This window comes from Ruegeria sp. CDSA079, from assembly GCF_059612245.1.
In genome coordinates, this window is sequence record NZ_JBXWQF010000010.1 from 1 (window position 1) to 16566 (window position 16566).

Annotated in this window: 18 protein-coding genes; 7 read left to right on the plus strand and 11 right to left on the minus strand. The window is 58.3% G+C overall.

Annotated features, from left to right (window positions below; translation table 11 throughout):
- Positions 1-338: 338 nt before the first annotated feature.
- Positions 339-1532: a Zn-dependent hydrolase gene (locus AC2FJZ_RS12170; RefSeq protein ID WP_496777813.1), complete on the minus strand. Its 1194-nt coding sequence runs from the start codon at positions 1530-1532 to the stop codon at positions 339-341.
- Positions 1533-1667: 135 nt separating this feature from the next.
- On the opposite strand from AC2FJZ_RS12170, the gene AC2FJZ_RS12175 reads away from it, so the two are divergent.
- The 4 genes from AC2FJZ_RS12175 to AC2FJZ_RS12190 are packed head-to-tail and all read left to right on the plus strand — an operon-like array spanning position 1668 to position 5167.
- Positions 1668-2318 carry a histidine phosphatase family protein gene (locus AC2FJZ_RS12175; RefSeq protein WP_496670742.1) on the plus strand — a complete coding sequence of 217 codons (651 nt, stop codon included), beginning with the start codon at positions 1668-1670 and terminating at the stop codon, positions 2316-2318.
- An 18-nt stretch (positions 2319-2336) separates the two neighbouring features.
- A complete protein-coding gene (locus AC2FJZ_RS12180) occupies positions 2337-2951 on the plus strand; it encodes a glutathione S-transferase family protein (RefSeq protein ID WP_496777814.1) in 615 nt (204 codons plus the stop codon).
- 14 nt (positions 2952-2965) lie between these two features.
- Positions 2966-4021 carry a saccharopine dehydrogenase gene (locus AC2FJZ_RS12185; protein WP_496777816.1) on the plus strand — a complete coding sequence of 352 codons (1056 nt, stop codon included), beginning with the start codon at positions 2966-2968 and terminating at the stop codon, positions 4019-4021.
- Positions 4022-4024: 3 nt separating this feature from the next.
- A complete protein-coding gene (locus tag AC2FJZ_RS12190; RefSeq protein WP_496777817.1) occupies positions 4025-5167 on the plus strand; it encodes a saccharopine dehydrogenase family protein in 1143 nt (380 codons plus the stop codon).
- Between the two features lie 85 nt (positions 5168-5252).
- Here AC2FJZ_RS12190 and AC2FJZ_RS12195 read toward each other — a convergent pair whose 3' ends face one another.
- From AC2FJZ_RS12195 to AC2FJZ_RS12210, 4 genes are all read right to left on the minus strand, one after another.
- Positions 5253-5456: a DUF1127 domain-containing protein gene (locus AC2FJZ_RS12195; RefSeq protein WP_496777818.1), complete on the minus strand. Its 204-nt coding sequence runs from the start codon at positions 5454-5456 to the stop codon at positions 5253-5255.
- Between the two features lie 58 nt (positions 5457-5514).
- Positions 5515-5742 carry a DUF1127 domain-containing protein gene (locus AC2FJZ_RS12200; RefSeq protein ID WP_050605049.1) on the minus strand — a complete coding sequence of 76 codons (228 nt, stop codon included), beginning with the start codon at positions 5740-5742 and terminating at the stop codon, positions 5515-5517.
- Between the two features lie 239 nt (positions 5743-5981).
- A complete protein-coding gene (locus AC2FJZ_RS12205) occupies positions 5982-6299 on the minus strand; it encodes a DUF3775 domain-containing protein (protein ID WP_050605050.1) in 318 nt (105 codons plus the stop codon).
- A gap of 85 nt (positions 6300-6384) precedes the next feature.
- A complete protein-coding gene (locus AC2FJZ_RS12210) occupies positions 6385-7158 on the minus strand; it encodes a DUF1365 domain-containing protein (RefSeq protein WP_496777820.1) in 774 nt (257 codons plus the stop codon).
- Positions 7159-7445: 287 nt separating this feature from the next.
- Between AC2FJZ_RS12210 and AC2FJZ_RS12215 the strand changes: the two genes are divergently transcribed.
- From AC2FJZ_RS12215 to AC2FJZ_RS12225, 3 genes are read left to right on the plus strand one after another with little or no spacing between them, the layout of a single operon-like run.
- Positions 7446-7961, plus strand: coding sequence for a sigma-70 family RNA polymerase sigma factor (locus AC2FJZ_RS12215; RefSeq protein WP_496670764.1), 516 nt, complete (start codon positions 7446-7448; stop codon positions 7959-7961).
- 10 nt (positions 7962-7971) lie between these two features.
- Positions 7972-8622: a ChrR family anti-sigma-E factor gene (locus AC2FJZ_RS12220; RefSeq protein WP_496777821.1), complete on the plus strand. Its 651-nt coding sequence runs from the start codon at positions 7972-7974 to the stop codon at positions 8620-8622.
- Between the two features lie 45 nt (positions 8623-8667).
- A complete protein-coding gene (locus tag AC2FJZ_RS12225) occupies positions 8668-9072 on the plus strand; it encodes a hypothetical protein (RefSeq protein WP_496777823.1) in 405 nt (134 codons plus the stop codon).
- 2 nt (positions 9073-9074) lie between these two features.
- Here the strand turns inward: AC2FJZ_RS12225 and AC2FJZ_RS12230 are convergent, their stop codons facing one another.
- The 6 genes from AC2FJZ_RS12230 to AC2FJZ_RS12255 form a co-directional block, all read right to left on the minus strand.
- The gene (locus tag AC2FJZ_RS12230) at positions 9075-10304 is read right to left on the minus strand and encodes a DNA recombination protein RmuC (RefSeq protein WP_496777825.1); all 1230 of its coding nucleotides are present in this window, start codon (positions 10302-10304) and stop codon (positions 9075-9077) included.
- A 57-nt stretch (positions 10305-10361) separates the two neighbouring features.
- The gene (gene mutL, locus AC2FJZ_RS12235) at positions 10362-12224 is read right to left on the minus strand and encodes a DNA mismatch repair endonuclease MutL (protein WP_496777826.1); all 1863 of its coding nucleotides are present in this window, start codon (positions 12222-12224) and stop codon (positions 10362-10364) included.
- Positions 12225-12486: 262 nt separating this feature from the next.
- Positions 12487-13416 carry a metal ABC transporter permease gene (locus AC2FJZ_RS12240; RefSeq protein ID WP_496777828.1) on the minus strand — a complete coding sequence of 310 codons (930 nt, stop codon included), beginning with the start codon at positions 13414-13416 and terminating at the stop codon, positions 12487-12489.
- Positions 13413-14618 carry a metal ABC transporter permease gene (locus tag AC2FJZ_RS12245; RefSeq protein WP_496777829.1) on the minus strand — a complete coding sequence of 402 codons (1206 nt, stop codon included), beginning with the start codon at positions 14616-14618 and terminating at the stop codon, positions 13413-13415. The genes AC2FJZ_RS12240 and AC2FJZ_RS12245 overlap by 4 nt, the downstream gene beginning before the upstream one ends.
- Before the next feature lie 3 nt (positions 14619-14621).
- Positions 14622-15425, minus strand: a complete 804-nt coding sequence (locus tag AC2FJZ_RS12250) for a metal ABC transporter ATP-binding protein (protein WP_496670692.1) — start codon at positions 15423-15425, stop codon at positions 14622-14624.
- Between the two features lie 3 nt (positions 15426-15428).
- Positions 15429-16382: a metal ABC transporter solute-binding protein, Zn/Mn family gene (locus AC2FJZ_RS12255; protein WP_496777831.1), complete on the minus strand. Its 954-nt coding sequence runs from the start codon at positions 16380-16382 to the stop codon at positions 15429-15431.
- Between the last annotated feature and the right edge of the window lie 184 nt (positions 16383-16566).

The window sequence follows — 16566 nt, forward strand, 5'->3', positions numbered from 1 at the left end:
CAACCAGCTTACCACCCAACTCAACATGCAACGAATGCAAAGGCGTGCGTTTAAGTGAAGTCATTGCGGATACCTTTTCGTACCTGTGGGTTGACGCATCCCCGTCAGTCTGCCCCAAGCTGCGCGGATTGCAACGATTCCAGACAGTTTACACCCGACACACCGGCTTTGGACAGCACTGCATACGGAGGTATGCACATAAATGTTCCTATAGGAAACTTTTTTCCCTTAAGCAACACGCCTTGTTCGAACCCGAATATCCCGGAAATGTTTCCGCTGTTTTGCTCCAGCCTACTTGGCCGCAAGGATCAGAAAAAACAGTATTTTGCCTTCTCCTTTTACCATTGCCCCCCAAGCACCTGAAGGGCGGTGTCGAGCACGTTCAGTCCGGCAAGCAGATCGCTTTCTGCGGTGTCTTCGGCGAAATCGTGGCTGATTCCGTTGATCGAAGGCACAAACAACATTGCAACCGGCATCAGGCGCGACACGTTTGTTGCATCATGCAACGCGCCCGAGGGCATCCGGCGCCATTTCCCCGGAGCGACCTGTTGCGCGCCGCTTTCCAAGGCTTCCCGCAGTGTCCGGTCCATGGCAACAGGCTCTAGCCCCAGCATCGGGCCGTAATCCAGCGCCATCCCCTGTTCATCGGCAACATCCAAAGCTGTCGCGCGAATGATCTCTTCCATCCGGACCAGCCGGTCCGCATCGCCATCGCGCCATTGCATCGAAAACCGAACCCGCCCCGGAACGATGGACGAAGCATTGGGATGCACGTCAACACGCCCGATAGTCCAGACGGTCTGAGGCGTCACTACATTGCGGAAACGGTCATTGAGACGCGTGTTGAAAAGGGACAGTGCCTGAAACGCATCGCGGCGCAGGTGCATCGGTGTTGTGCCTGCGTGGTTCTGCTGACCCTCAAAAGTAATCGACATGTCGCGTATGCCGACAATATCGGTAACAACGCCGATCTGCTCACCCGCCGCGTCCAGGGAAGGGCCTTGTTCGATATGCATCTCAACAAAGCCGCTGAACCGGGAAGGGTCCACAAAGTCACCGGACATCCCGGACATTGAGGCACGGGCGGCACCAAAGCTGACACCCGCGCCATCCGTCAGCCCATCCGCCTGATCCAACGGCAGGCCACCGGACCATACGGCAGAGCCAGTGGTCACACCAAACCGCCCTTCTTCGTCCTGAAAGCTGACGACCGAGATGGGCCGTTCACTGGAGCGCGCGATCTCCAACGCGGCAATGACACCCAGCGCGCCATCCAGCCAGCCGCCTTCGGGTTGGCTGTCGGAATGCGATCCCATCAGCAACGAAGGGCCTTCGGCCAACCCGAACAGATTTCCGACCCGATCGAAATGTGGTGTCAGCCCGGCGTCAGACATGCGCTCTGCAAGCCATTTGCGCGCAGCAATATCCGCTTCTGAGTATGCCGGTCGGATCACGCCCTTGCCGACACCCGAGGCCCCAAATTCGCGTAACTTATGCAAATCTGCCAATAACCGCGTGTGATTGACCGACATGACATCCTCCGAGTTTTCCTTGGGCAGACCATAGCCACAAACCGGGTCACAGCGAGGATTTTTTCAATGGCACATGAAACCCCTCTGGTCCCGGGGTGGAACCTGCCCTAAGACGTCTGCGCAAGAGGGACTAACATGTCACATATTACATTGGTGCGTCACGGACAGGCCAACACCGCAGCGCGCGACGAAGTAAGTTATGACAGGCTAAGCGAGTTGGGGCATCAGCAAGCCCGCTGGCTGGGCGCGCATCTTCGTGACACCCGCAGCCACTATCCCCGCGTCTTTTGCGGCACTCTGACTCGCCATGCTGAAACAGCCGCCAGCATGGGGTTGGTCAATCCGGTGCAAGATGCCCGGCTCAATGAGATTGAGTATTTCACGCTTGCGCAACTGTTCGAAGAACAGCACGGTGTTGCGATCCCAACGGATCGCGAGGGCTTTGTCGAGCATCTGCCAAAGACATTTACAGCGTGGGCCAGTGGGGAAATCGAGGACACGCCCGAAACCTTTGACGAATTCGAAACCCGCGTCCGCGACGCGCTGCACGAGATCGGGACCGCAGGCGGACCGGCCATCGTGGTGACATCAGGCGCGCTGATCTCGATGGTGGTGCGGCAGGCAATGGGGCTGGACATCCCGTCCATGGCGCGGGTGGCCCTTGCCATCATGAACACGTCAATGCATCGTCTGCACCCGATTGGGGCTCAGCTAAGCCCGGTTCTGTTCAACGCCGTTCCGCATCTGGAAGCACCCGACCGGCAGTTCGCGCAGACACACCTGTAATTTGATCGGAGACCTCTGATGCAGCTTTACTATGCCCCCCGCACCATCTCGGTCGCTGTTGCGATTACCCTGGAAGAGGCAGGACTTGAGTATGAAGCGATCATGCTTGATTTTGCCGGGGGCGAGCAGACGAAACCTGCCTACAGGCAGATCAACCCAAAGGGCCGCGTTCCGGCGCTGGTTGTTGATGGCGGCATCCTGACCGAAACCGGAGCGTTGCTGGAGTATATCTCGGCCAAAGCACCTGAAGCCGGGCTGGTGCCCGCCGATCCGGTCATGGCCGCGCGGATGCGCGAGGTGATGTTGTACCTGGCCTCGACCATGCATGTGAACCACGCCCACAAGATGCGGGGCCACCGCTGGGCCGACAAGAAATCCAGCTGGAAGGACATGAAAGACAAGGTGGCGCAGACGATGACTGCGTCCTGTGACTATATCTGTTCAAACGGGTTGCGTGGTCCGCTTGTGCTGGGTGAGGCGTTCTCGCTGGCAGATGCCTACCTTTATGTGGTTTGCAGTTGGCTGGAAGGTGACGGCGTCGATGTCACGGCCTTCCCCAAAATTCTCGCCTTCCGCGAAGCGATGGAGGCACGGCCCTCGGTTCAGGCGGTCCGTGCCGCCGGAATGCTCTGACAAAAGGAAATACGATGACACATCTCTGGGTCCGGGCAGAACAGCGCCCGAACGAGGAACGGGTTGGGTTGACCCCCGAAGGCGCCGCAGCGCTGATTGCGGCTGGCATCCGCGTGACGGTCGAGGAAAGCCATGTCCGTGCCATTCCGATTGACGGCTACAAAGACGCAGGCTGCGAGATCGCGGCTGAAAACTCCTGGCCCGAAGCCCCGCTGGACGCGATCATCTTCGGTCTCAAGGAACTGCCCGAGGACGGCACGCCCCTGCCCCATCGCCACATCATGTTCGGCCATGCCTACAAGGGCCAGCATTCTGGTCGCGCGCTGTTGGAACGGTTCAAAGCCGGGGGCGGTACGCTGTATGATCTGGAATATCTGGTGGATGAAAACGGCCGCCGGGTTGCCGCCTTTGGCTATTGGGCCGGGTATGCCGGTGCGGCAGTTACCCTGAAAGCATGGGCCGCGCAGCTGCGGGGCGAGGTATGCCCGCCCGTAGGTGTCTACGCGGGCAAGGACGTGCTGAATGACGAACTGTTGGCTGAACTGGACGCCACCGGAACCGCCCGACCGCGCGCCATCGTCATCGGGGCCTTGGGCCGCGTTGGCACTGGTGCTGCCGATCTGTGCGAAGCGATGGGCGTCGCTGTCACCAAATGGGATATGGCTGAAACTTCCAGCGGTGGACCTTTCCCGGAGATCCTGGACCACGATCTGTTCCTGAATTGCATTTTCGCGCGCCCCGGTACGCCTATTTTTGTCCCGCAAGAGGCCCTGACCGCCCCGCGCAACCTGACCGCCATTGGTGACGTGGCCTGCGACCCGGACAGTGATTACAACCCAGTTCCGGTCTATGACCGCGCAACCACATGGGACGCGCCGGCCCTGCGTGTGGCGAATGATCCGGTGATGGACGTGATGGCCATCGACAATCTGCCGTCGATGCTGCCGGTCGAAAGTTCGGAAGACTATGCCGCACAACTGCTGCCTTCTTTGTTGACATTGAATGATCTGGACAGCGGTGTCTGGGGTCGGGCAGAATCAACCTACAATACCCATATCGAAGGACTCTGAACGATGACGATTCACTGGTGTGGCACCGGCCTGTCGGCCATTCCCGGCCTGCGCCGCCTGATAGAGGGCGGGCACAAGGTCACCGTCTGGAACCGAACCATCGAAAAGGCCAAGGCCGAGGTCGGAGATCTGACCGACGATATCCGAGCCTTCGACATTGATTCACTTGGCGCGGTGCTTGGAAAAGGCGACGTGATCGTCTCGATGCTGCCGGGCGACTGGCATGTTCCACTGGCAGAACTGGCGATCTCGAAACAGGCCAACTTCGTCTCGTCATCGTACATCGCTCCCGAGATGCGTGCACTGGACGACAAGGCGCGCGAAGCCGGTGTGGTTCTGGTCAACGAAGTCGGGCTGGACCCGGGCATCGACCACCTGATGGCCCATGCGTTGGTCGACGACTATCGTGCCTCAGAAGCATTTGACCCGGAAAACCACCTAAGCTTTATCTCATACTGCGGTGGTATCCCCAAAACCCCAAACCCCTTCCGCTACAAATTCAGCTGGTCGCCTCTGGGTGTGCTCAAGGCGCTGCGGTCGCCTTCGAAATCAATCCGTGACTATGCTCCGCTGGACGTAGCCCGCCCGTGGGACGCGATCAGCAGCTATGTTGCACCGCTTCCGACCCCGGAAAGCTTCGAAGTCTACCCGAACCGCGACTCGATCCCGTTCAAGGCGCAATACCATTTCGAGGATCATTGGCCGGTCAAGGAATTCGTCCGCGGCACCCTGCGCCTGAACGGCTGGGCCGATGCATGGTCGGATGTGTTCACCGAGATTGAAACCCTGTCGGGGCCTGAAGGCGATGCACGTCTGAAAGAGATGTCAGATCAGTTCTGGGACGAAAACGCCTATGAAGAAGGCGAGCCTGACCGGGTTGTGCTGTGCGTTGGCCTGAAGGCCGAGAAGGACGGCATCGAGGTTTGGAACAAAACCTATGTCATGGACGCGTGGGGTGATGCGCGCGGCACCGCGATGGCGCGTCTGGTGTCTATCCCCGTCTCAATGGCTATTGAGGCCGTCCTGAACCGCGCGATTCCAGCCGGGGTTCACGCAGCACCCAGCGACCCGAAGCTTGTGCAGGAATGGATGGGTGAGATCGATAAACTGGCGCAACATTTGCAGATCGTCGATCATCTGAACTAGTGGAAAGAAGAAAGCCATCCCAGGTTTGCTGGAATGGCTTTCATTGTTCTTCTTTAGGCATGTCTAGCTTTCCCTATTCGGGCCTTCAGATGTACCGCTCAATCGTGTCTTCGATATCGCAGCGATTGATGCCAAGCTCTGACAATTGGTGATCGTTCAAAGCGTTCAGATGCTGGGCCGCGCGGACAATGTCAGGGCTGATCGCTCGGATGCGCATGGCACGGTCGAACAGCAGCAATGCGCTGGCCGCAGGGGACGGTTGATTGATGGGCGGGATAACGTCAAACATACTGATAACCTCACTGACTGGTTCATTTGGGTAACTTGAAATCCGGCTGAGTTCGGTATCACTGCCGGTAAGGCTTGTTGTAATAAACACTCTCGTACGCGCGCCGTTTGATCTGGTCCCGCTGGATACCGATATCGGCAAGTTGCTGGTCGTCCAGCCTTTCGAGATCGCGCACAGTTTTTGCAACAATCCGGCGACGGAAGTGTTCGACCTTTCCATCGGCGTATTTCGAAAACAGGCCATCAAAAAGGCCGTTCCGGGTGTCTGCTGTCTGGGTATGTACCATGTCTTTGTCCTCCTGAATTTGATGTGCGTTGTCTTCCTGACATCAAATTTGGGAACGCTGCCTTAACGTTATCAAAGCGCTTCATTAAGGTTTGTTTAGATAGGTTCGGAGGAAGCGCGCGGTGGATCAGATCCGCCGAAGCGTATCTGCTAAATGCATCCGCAACACGCATCTTATTCAATGATTAAAATCAGATGGCGGGCGAACCGCCACCCATGGCACTTGGTCGACGAGGTGAATTACATCAGGTCGTTCTCAACATCCTCAGCCGAGATGCCCAACGCATCCAGTCCGTTCTCAAGGTGGTCCGACAGATGCGGGGTGCCGATCAGGTAGTCGGCGCAGGGGGTCGAGGCTTCGGACTTGGCGGTTGCGATGGCCTCGGCCAGGTCTTCAGCGAAAAAGCTTTCGCGGCCGATCCACATGATGGCGACCAGCTCGGCCTGCTCGTCTTCGCCCATGCGGCCGATGAACGCCCGCAGCTCACCCTCGGCCCGGTTCAGTTCGCGGCCCATCATGGCCACTTGGGCAACTTTCCTTGCCGAAATTTCCAACATGTCCTCAGCTCCTGTTGTTCGCGGTTGTCATGCCATCACAACCATCGAAGGGGGCCTGAGTCTTTGATCTTAAGCAAACCAGCGATCAGTCCCGCGCTCGGGATATCGGTTGTTCTGGTACAGGCTCGGATCGAAACGGGCGGAAGGATGCCTTTTTCACCCACAGTTTCAACGCCTGCCAAACGATCAGCGTAAAGGTCCGCCGAGCCCCAAATGGACGCCGAAGCAAAGACCACAGGATCAAACGATTTGTCAGTGGCTGGCGCGGTCCGGTCAGTGTGGCGATCAGCCCACCGTCGGGCCGTGTATAGTCAATCCAGACACCGACCCTGTCCACGCGAAAATCGAACCGGAACGTATAGGTGCCTTCGATCTTCTGGAACGGAGAGACATGCATCAGCTTATCGGCCACCACCCGGTCTGATGGCTCGATGGCTGCAAAACCAGGCTTGTGGCACAGATAGCTGTGTCGCGTCCCAAAGGTGTTCGTCACCTCGGCTACGACGGCGTAGAATTGGCCGTTGTCGTCAAAACAGAACCAGAAGCTCACCGGGTTGAAGACATGCCCCAGAACCCTTGGCTGAGTCAGCAACATGATGTGCGCCGGTTGCGGCACAGCCATCTTGTCAAAGCGGGCACGCAACCACGCGGCACCTTCACCTTTACCGGGCGCGCCACCATGATCGCTCGTGCGCCAGTTGGCGACATTTGCGCGGTCACGTGAAAATAGTAGCGGCGTTTTCAGCTGTGCCTCAGGGTCGAACAAAATGTAATCGATCGAATACCGAAACGCATTTTCGATCCCGCCCTTGCGCCCGTGATAGGTGTGGCCAGCGATATGATCTATTTCTTTTGCCATTGTTTGTTTTCAGACCTGCCCATAACTGCCTAAAACAGCATCGTTTTCTGTCCAATGCATACATTTATAGTACGGAATTTGGCGCAGGTTGGATCATAATGTCCTGATAAAGTGATCCGGCTTGGGGTGCGGCCCGTAATGTGGTTATGTTTACCGAGATCAATACTGCGACCTTGGACGAACCTGCGGTTGACACAGCCGCCCCTCAGCCTTGGCGCGGGAAGAAACGCATCAAGGGTAGACAGGTGAACGGAACAAAAGACAGTTGCGACACCAGATCCGAGTGGGTGGAACACGTCAAGCGCATCCGGGATGCGCAGGACCAGTCGGCCTTTGCCGAGTTGTTCCAGCACTTCGCGCCACGCATCAAGGGGTTCCTGATGAAGTCAGGGTCTGATGCCACCATGGCCGAAGAATGCGCGCAAGAGGTGATGGCAACCTTGTGGCACAAGGCCCATCTGTTCGATCCAACACGGGCCACCGTGGCCACGTGGGTGTTCACAATTGCTCGGAACAAGCGCATCGACGTGCTGCGCAAGCAACGCCGCCCCGAACCCGAGGAACTGGGATGGGGACCCGAGGCCGAGCCTGACCAGGAAGACGTCATCGCACTGCAACAGGAAACCGCGCAGCTGCGCACCGCCATGCTGGCGTTGCCGGAAGCGCAGAGAGAGCTGATCGAGAAGGCGTATTTCGGGGATCTGAGCCACGGGGAAATTGCGTCACAGACCGGGTTGCCCCTGGGCACGATCAAATCACGTATAAGGCTGGCGCTAGACCGCTTGCGCCATGCAATGAACTGAGATGAGTGAGATGAGCAAGTCGATTAAACATCACCTGACAGATGACCTGCTGATGGCTTATGCTGCGGGGAATTTGCCCGAGGCGTTCGATCTAATGGTCGCGACCCATCTGTCCCTGTGTAACCATTGCCGCGCACGGGCCGAGAGCTTTGACGCCGTTGGTGGGCAAGTTCTGGACGATCAAGCAGGTTTAGTCGCCATTTCTGATGCTTCTTTGGTGGCAACCATGGCCTTGATAGCTCAGGGCGCACCGACCCCCAAACCCGCGCGCGCCGGCTGCTCTGTTTTGCCAACTCCCTTGCAGGACTACGTGGGTGGAACCGTCGCAGACATTCGCTGGAAATCGATTGGCATGGGCGTGAAGCAGGCCATCCTGCCGACCACCAAAGAGGCCACAGCGCGATTGTTGTTCATTCCAGCCGGTGCGGCGGTCCCGGACCACGGTCATCAGGGCATGGAACTGACAATGGTACTGCAAGGCGCGTTTTCGGACGAGGTTGATCACTTCGCTCGCGGTGATGTTGAAATCGCTGACGAGAATCTGGAACACTCACCCGTTGCTGATATCTCGGAAGACTGCATTTGTCTTGCGGTCACGGATGCGCCGCTGAAGTTTAGCAAGCTCATGCCGCGCCTGTTCCAGCCCTTCCTACGCATCTGACCTGCTGGTGATTTCCACCTCAGGCCGACTTGAAAGGACACAGACATGACAGGAAAACTACTTTTGTCGACCCTTTTGCTGGGCGTTGCAGCTGGCGCATCAGCCCAAATGACGGCTGAGGTACAGTTTGAGTCCGGAAATTATGGCACCATGGTCAGCGGGACTGTCACTGGCGATGAATATTTCGACTATGTGCTGGGCGCCAAAGCCGGACAGGAGATGTTTGCCGACCTTCAGGTCAGTGACACCAATGGAAACGGCGTGATTTACTTCAACATCCTTCCACCGGGAAGCGACGGCGTTGCGATCTATAATGGATCGATTAACGGCAATACTGCCCGGATCAACTTGCCAGACGAAGGAGATTACACGATCCGCGTCTACCTGATGGGCAATGACAGGGACACAGGCAAAACCGTGGGGTACAATCTGGACCTGTCGATCCAGTGATTTCAGCCTTCGTGACGCGCCAACGGCACAACGTCTGACGCGGCATCAGATGCGATTTCCTCGAAATCAAAATTGTCCAGACGTTGCGCCCGTCGGCCGGCTTTTTCCGCACTGATCTTGATTTCCGAGATATCCTTGGCCGCCTGTCCAAAATGGCGGTCCAGATTGTTCACACGATCCCCCAGACGATCCACATCCTTGTGCAGCAACCCCAGTTCTTTGCGGATCGCACCGGCCTGTTCGCGCATGCGCGCATCTTTCAGGATCGCGCGCATCGTATTCAGCGTCGCCATGCAGGTGGTGGGTGAAACGATCCAGACGCGCTTGGCGAAACTCTCCTGAACCAGCTCAGGGAACTTGGCGTGAAGTTCAGCATAAACGGCCTCGGACGGCAGGAACATCAGCGCACCATCGGCGGTTTCACCGTCCAGGATATACTTCTCGGCAATGTCGGTGATGTGTTTGCGGACCGTACTGCGGAACATCTGCAAGGCCGCTTTCAGCTCAGCGTCATTGGTCGCACCGATCAATGCCTCATACGCCTCCAACGGGAATTTGCTGTCGATCACGATGGGGCCCGGAGGGTTCGGCAGATGGATCAGGCAATCCGCACGACGCCCGTTGGACAGCGTGGCCTGCAACTTGAAACTGTCCCGGGGCAGCGCCTTTGAGACAATGTCAGTCAGCTGAATTTCCCCAAACGCACCGCGCGTCTGCTTGTTTGACAGGATATCCTGCAGGCTGAGAACATCACCGGACAGTTTGGTGATATTGTCCTGCGCTTTGTCGATCGCGGCCAGACGCTCCTGCAATTGGGTCAAGGATGTCGCGGTCTGTTTCGATGACCCATGCAGGGATTCTTTCATCCTCTCCTGCATCTCGGCCAGCGCACGTGCAGACTTCATGGCGTTATCAGCCAGCCGGTCATTCATCTGCTGCTGGACCGAGGACAGACGCGCCTCGACCGTTTGGATCACCTGCACCTGCGCATTGGCCTGCGTGTCCGAGACATGCTGCAAGCCACCTCGCATTTGCTCTTGCCCCTGCCCCAATTGCTGCACATGCTGGCCCAGATGCGCCATTTGCCGCGCCAGAGGTTCCGCCATCCGGGCCGAGCGATTGGCTGCCCGTAAAGACAGGAACAAAAGCAGCAGGATCAGCAGGACAACCCCGCCGGCGGTCAGAAGAACCGGGTCGTTCAGTGGGATCTGGGTGCCTGCTATCTGGATCATGTCAGTCTTTATGTTCTCGTTTTGTTTCTATCTTCTTAATAGGTTCTGAACGACGGATCAACTGCGTCCGAACAACCTTTCGATATCGCTGAGCTTCAACTCCACATAGGTCGGGCGACCGTGGTTGCATTGACCGGAATGCGGTGTCGCCTCCATCTCGCGCAGCAGGGCGTTCATTTCTTCGGCGCGCATCCGGCGGCCGGACCGGACGGAACCGTGGCAGGCCACCCGGCTGAGGATCGCCTCGATCTTTGCCTGAACCATCTGGCTTTCGCCCTGATCGGCCAGTTCGTCGAGGATATCGAGGATCATCGCGCGGGCATCGACCTCACCCAGAATGGCCGGGGTTTCACGCACAGCGACAGCTCCGCCACCAAAAGGCTCAACCGTCAGGCCAAAGCGCGTCAAATCATCCGCAACGGCCATCAGACGTGCGCAGTCACTTTCCGACAGTTCCACGATTTCAGGGATCAGAAGCGCCTGCGCCGCGACGCCGTTCTCGGCCATCTGAGTTTTGAGTTTCTCATAGACCAACCGTTCATGTGCGGCGTGCTGGTCCACAATCACCATACCGTCGGCGGTTTGCGCAATAATGTAATTCTCGTGCACCTGCCCCCGCGCGGCCCCTAAAGGCAAGTCCTGCGGTTGGGAGTCTTGTGCTTCCGCTACCGGGGTAATTGGGCTCGGTTCGACAATGCTGCCGCTGTAATCATGGGCCAGTTCAGCAAAGCCCGGAGACTTCGCCCGATAGGCCGCCTGCCGCGCAGCGGGCGAAGGACGGTCCATCTGATACACCCGCGCCGGGGTCGGTTGCGCCGGTTCCGGCCGCATCGCGCCCAGGGTCGCGTTGGCCACGGTCGAGGACGCCCGATGTCCAGCCTCGGCCAGTGCATGGCGCAGGCTGGACACGATCAAGCCACGTGCAACGCCGGGGTCGCGGAACCGAACCTCGGATTTGGCGGGATGAACGTTCACATCCACCAGCGTCGGTTCACAGTCGATAAACAAAGCCGCCGCCGGATGACGATCGCGGCTGAGGAAGTCGAAATATGCAGTCCTCAAAGCGCCGGTCAGCATCTTGTCGCGCACGGGGCGGCCATTGACGAACAGATACTGTGCGACTGCTGCGCCACGCGAGTAAGTCGGCAAGGCAGCATAGCCATAAAGCCGGATTCCCTCACGTGTGGCGTCGATCCGCAGAGCGTTTTCGGCAAATTCACGCCCGATCACGCGGGCCAGACGGGCGTGGAGCGCGTCGAACAGATCTCCGTTCTCGCGATCCGCACGGAAAGTGACACGGCCCTCACCGCCTCCAGACACATCGCGCAGGGTGAAGGTCACGGAAGGTTCGGCCATCGCTAACCGTTTCACTGTGTCGCTGATGCCCTGTGCCTCGGCCCGGTCGGTGCGCATGAACTTCAGCCGGGCCGGTGTGGCGAAGAACAGATCGCGCAGCTCGACCACTGTGCCTGTGCGCAGGGCGGCGGGTTTGACGGCGTCCATCCTGCCGCCCGCAACGTGGATCTGCGCCGCATCCACGCCCGGCACGCGGCTGGTGATGGTCAAGCGCCCGACCGCGCCCAAAGAAGGCAGCGCCTCACCCCGAAAACCAAAGGTGTGGATGTTCAGCAAGTCTGACCCGTCGATCTTTGACGTGGCATGGCGGGACAACGCCAGCGGCAGATCATCGGGCGAGATACCGCAACCATCATCCGTGACACGGATCAGGGTCTTGCCCCCATCTGCAATATCGATGGCAATCCGCGTGGCCCCTGCGTCGATAGCGTTCTCGACCAGTTCCTTCACAGCAGAGGCCGGACGTTCCACCACCTCACCGGCAGCAATCCTGTTGATTGCAGCATCGTCCAGCTGTCGGATCACCGGGCGATTTTCGCCGATATTGGGGTTTGTTTGCGCCATACCGCTAAACCTAGCACAATCGCACGCGATTCTGCCACTGGTTTGCGCAGGTTTTCTGATCAGAAAAAAGGTGTCCGGGGGGCCGTGAACGGCTTTGCCTTCAGGTCCACCCGGACGCACCAAGTGAGTGGTGTGAGTCAGTTAATGAATAGTGGGCGTGTAACATGTGCCTGCCCAATAATCTTCTTAAGATTAACCTTTTGGGCATCTGGGCAGAGATTGGCCGACGACGCACGGGCAGGTGTGGCAGGAACATGCCGGGTCACGCAGATGTGTGCGCCCCGATACGCGCACGGCAGGGTCCGAACATAGCGGCTGCGGCAAGTATCAAACCTGACATCGTGGCTATCATGCCCGCCGCGCTGACCGCATCCGACCCGCCCAGCCATAAAGGGCCGTAGCCTGCCAGCACATAGCCCGACACTGCCGAGGCTGTGGCGAACACAATACTCCAGGCAATCTGCGCCTCGAGCCGGTTGGTCAACATTCTGGCCGCAGCCGGAGGGCAAATGAACATGGCGATCACGATGATCGAGCCTACTGCGTCGAATGCGGCCACCGCCGCGATGGCCGCGGTAATGACCAGTGCCATGCCCAAGGCACCCGTTCGAATGCCGATCGTGCGCGCAAAGCCTTCATCGAAGGTGGAAATCTTCAGCGGTCGCCAGAACAGCCAGGTGAACACAGACACACCCACCAGCGTTAGAGCAATCCGGGACAGTTCAGGCGGCAGACCTGCAAGGGCTTCGACATCCAGCAATGATCCCCAGCCGGTTGCATCCAGCCAGATCAGGCTTTCAAGGTTGCCATAAAGCGCATGTTCCACGTCCAGATGCACAGTCGAGGTGTCCGTCTGTTCAAGCAGCAAAACACCCGCCGCAAACATTGCGGTAAAGACAACGCCCATGGCTGCACCGGGTTCGATCTGACCCAGTCGGCGAATGGCCTCGATCAGAACCACAGCCACAATTGCAGCGCCCGCAGCACCCAGCATCATCGGCCAGGTTGATATTGCCCCGGTCAGCAGGAACGCCACAACAATACCCGGAAGCACCACATGGCTGATCGCGTCCCCGATCAGCGCCTGTTTGCGCAGCACCAGAAAATTGCCGGGCAAGGCGCAGGCAATGGCCGCAAATGTGCCAATCAGCAGCGGCGTCAACGACAGCGGTACAAACTCCTCACCACTCATGCCGGTACCCCCTGCGGTCCACCAATTTGACGGTCGATTTCAGCGATCTGATCATGGGTCATGACGGTTTCGATATCCCGCAACCCGTCATACAGCGCAGCCGTCGCCTCATGCGCCTGATCCCCGCGCACGATCTCCCAGCGTTTTTCGTCGCGCAGCGCCTTGGCGGCCCGCGCCTTGCCGGTGTCAGTGGCGACCCCGTCTGGCCGGACCAGACCCGCACGGCGCAGCAAGCGCAGTGTGAGCGGTTCGTAGATCTTCTGCCCCTGCGCCAGTGCCAACAGACCCTGACGGATATGCACCCGGCGTTGAAAGCGTAAATGCCGCAAGACCGCCGCCAGCACCCCGCGCTTTGGGGCGCAGAACAGGGACAGGACAAAAAACGCAAAGCTGACCAGAACGATGATCGGGCCTGTCGGCAAGTTGGGGGCAGAAGCGGAAATAGCAGCGCCGATGTATCCGGCCAGACCTCCGGCAAACCCGGCAAGCAGGACAACGTGCTCCGAACGCTCCGACCAGAACCGCGCCGTGACCGCCGGAATAATCAGCAGAGCCACAATCAGGATCAAGCCTACGATTTTCAGGCCGACCACAGTGACAGCCATGACCAACCCCATCATCGCAAGGTCGATGCGATGGATTGTCAAGCCACGGGCCGCAGCATATTCCGGGTCAAAGGCAACAAGAGTCATGGGACGGCGCAGGATCAGAACCAGCAGCAGCGTCGCCGCGCCACCGATGGCAATGATCATCGCATCCGCCCAAAGCATTCCGGCGGTCGAGCCCAACAGGAAGCCCTCCAACCCCGCCTGACGCCCTACACCCATGGTCTGGATGATTGTCAAAAGCACGATACCAAAACCGAAGAAGACGGAAAGGATCGCGCCGATCGCTGCGTCTTCGGCCAGTCGGGTGCGGCGCGTCAGCCAATTCATGCAAAGAAGCCCAACCCAGGCCGAAATCGCTGACCCTGCTAGCAAGCCCAACAGGTTGCGCCCATCCCCACCCAGCGCGACCAAAACCATGAAGGCCAGACAAACGCCCGGCAGTGTTGCATGGCTGATTGCGTCGCTGACCAAAGCGCGCTTGCGCAGGAACAGGAACGTCCCCGTCACACCCGCCGATACACCCAGCAAAGTCGCACCAATGGCGACCAGCGTGGCGTTATAGCCAAGCTGCAGGGTCAGAGCGTCCCAAATCATGTGTTACCCCAGTGCGCGCGAAATCTGATCAATCTGCGCGGTTGCCAGCCGCCCTCCATAAGCGGATTGCAACGTTTCCGCAGTGAAAGCCTCGGACACCGGCCCTTCGGCCACTTTGCGGGTATTGATCAGGAAAACGTGGTCGAAGTAATCGGTCACGGTCGCCAGATCGTGATGCACCACCACAACTGTTTTGCCCGCGTCTTTCAGGGATTTCAGCACCGCAATAATGGCCTTCTCGGTGGCGGCGTCCACCCCGGCGAAAGGTTCATCCAGAAGGTACAGATCCGCCCCTTGCGCCAAAGCGCGGGCCAGAAATACCCTCTGCTGTTGGCCACCGGACAATTGCCCGATCTGACGATCCGCGAAGTCCCGCATTCCGACACGGTTCAGACAGTCCATCGCGCAGGCCTTGTGACGGGCGCGAACGCGTCCCAGAAGCCCAAGCTCACGCGACAGGCCCATCAGGATCACGTCAATCACGCGTGTCGGGAAATCCCAATCCACGCTGGCGCGCTGAGGAACATAAGCAATGCGCGCACGCTGCTTGTCCAATGGCTGACCAAATACGGTTACCTGACCTGACAGAGGCGAAACGATACCAAGCGCCGCCTTGAGCAAAGTGGACTTCCCGGCCCCGTTCGGTCCGATGATCGCCGTCATCGCACCGGGCTGGACGGTCATATCAACCGAAAAGACCGCAGGCTTTTGCCCGTATGATACTGTCAGTCCGCGCACAGCAAGGGGGCTGTCTTCCAACCTTTGCGCCTCAACTGTCACGCCTTCATTGCTGATCAGGTCCAACATCAATCAAAATCCCGCCGACAGTTTTCCGTCCATGCCACGACCCGGCACATCGCCACCCAAAGCACCAGCAATGACAGTGATGTTATGGTCCAGCATTCCGACATAGGTACCTTCATAAGTACCCTCTTCACCCATGGCATCCGAGAACAGCTCGCCCCCGACTTTCACGTCATGCCCCTTGGCAGCCGCACCTTCGATCAGCGCGCGGATCGAACGATCCGAGACCGAGCTTTCAACGAAGACGGCCGTGACTTGACGGTCAACCAGCAGATCGACCAGTTCACCAATCCGGTTCAGACCAGCCTCGGACTGGGTCGAGATTCCCTGAATGCCCAAAACCTCGAACCCGAAGCTTTCGCCAAAATAACCAAAGGCGTCGTGGGCGGTGATCAGAACCTTGCTGCTTTCCGGAACGGAAGACAACGCGTTGTTGGCATACGTTGCCAGACGATCGATATCAGCCAGATGGGCCTTTGCATTTGCGGCAAAAACCTCGGCCGCTTCGGGGCGTGCTTCAGTCAATGCAGTCTGGATTTCCAGTACAACATCACGCCACAACTTGGGTGTCATCCAGACATGTGGATCAAACTTGTCGGCGTAATCATCATGCGCACGCAGTTTGGATTTATCGACCCCTTCAGCAACTGCGACCACGGCCCGTTTGCGCCCCAGATCATGGAAGAAATGTTCCATCTGCGCTTCCAGATACAGACCGTGCCACAGGATCAGATCCGCGCGGGTCATGGCCGCGATGTCACTGCGGGTCTGGCGATAGGCATGCGGGTCCACGCCGGGGCCCATCAGCCCTTTGACTTCAACCTGATCGCCACCGATCTGACGCGCCGCATCCGCGATCATGCCCGTCGTGGCAACCACTTTGAGCGGTGCCTCGGCCCAAGCTGCCAGTGGCAGTGAAACCGCCAGCACCAATGTGCAAAGAAAACTCCGACGAATCATCTTAGACCTCAATTTCGCGTCCTGATTAGGATAAATATGAGAACCACTCGCAACTAAGTCAACGCTAATGCGAATTATTCGCAAGAAAGTCATGTTTATTTGTCCATTTGGTCAAAAATTTCCCTATCAAATCCTCTCAACACCTTCCATTCCACGGCCTACCATGCGATTTTGTCGCAAACCT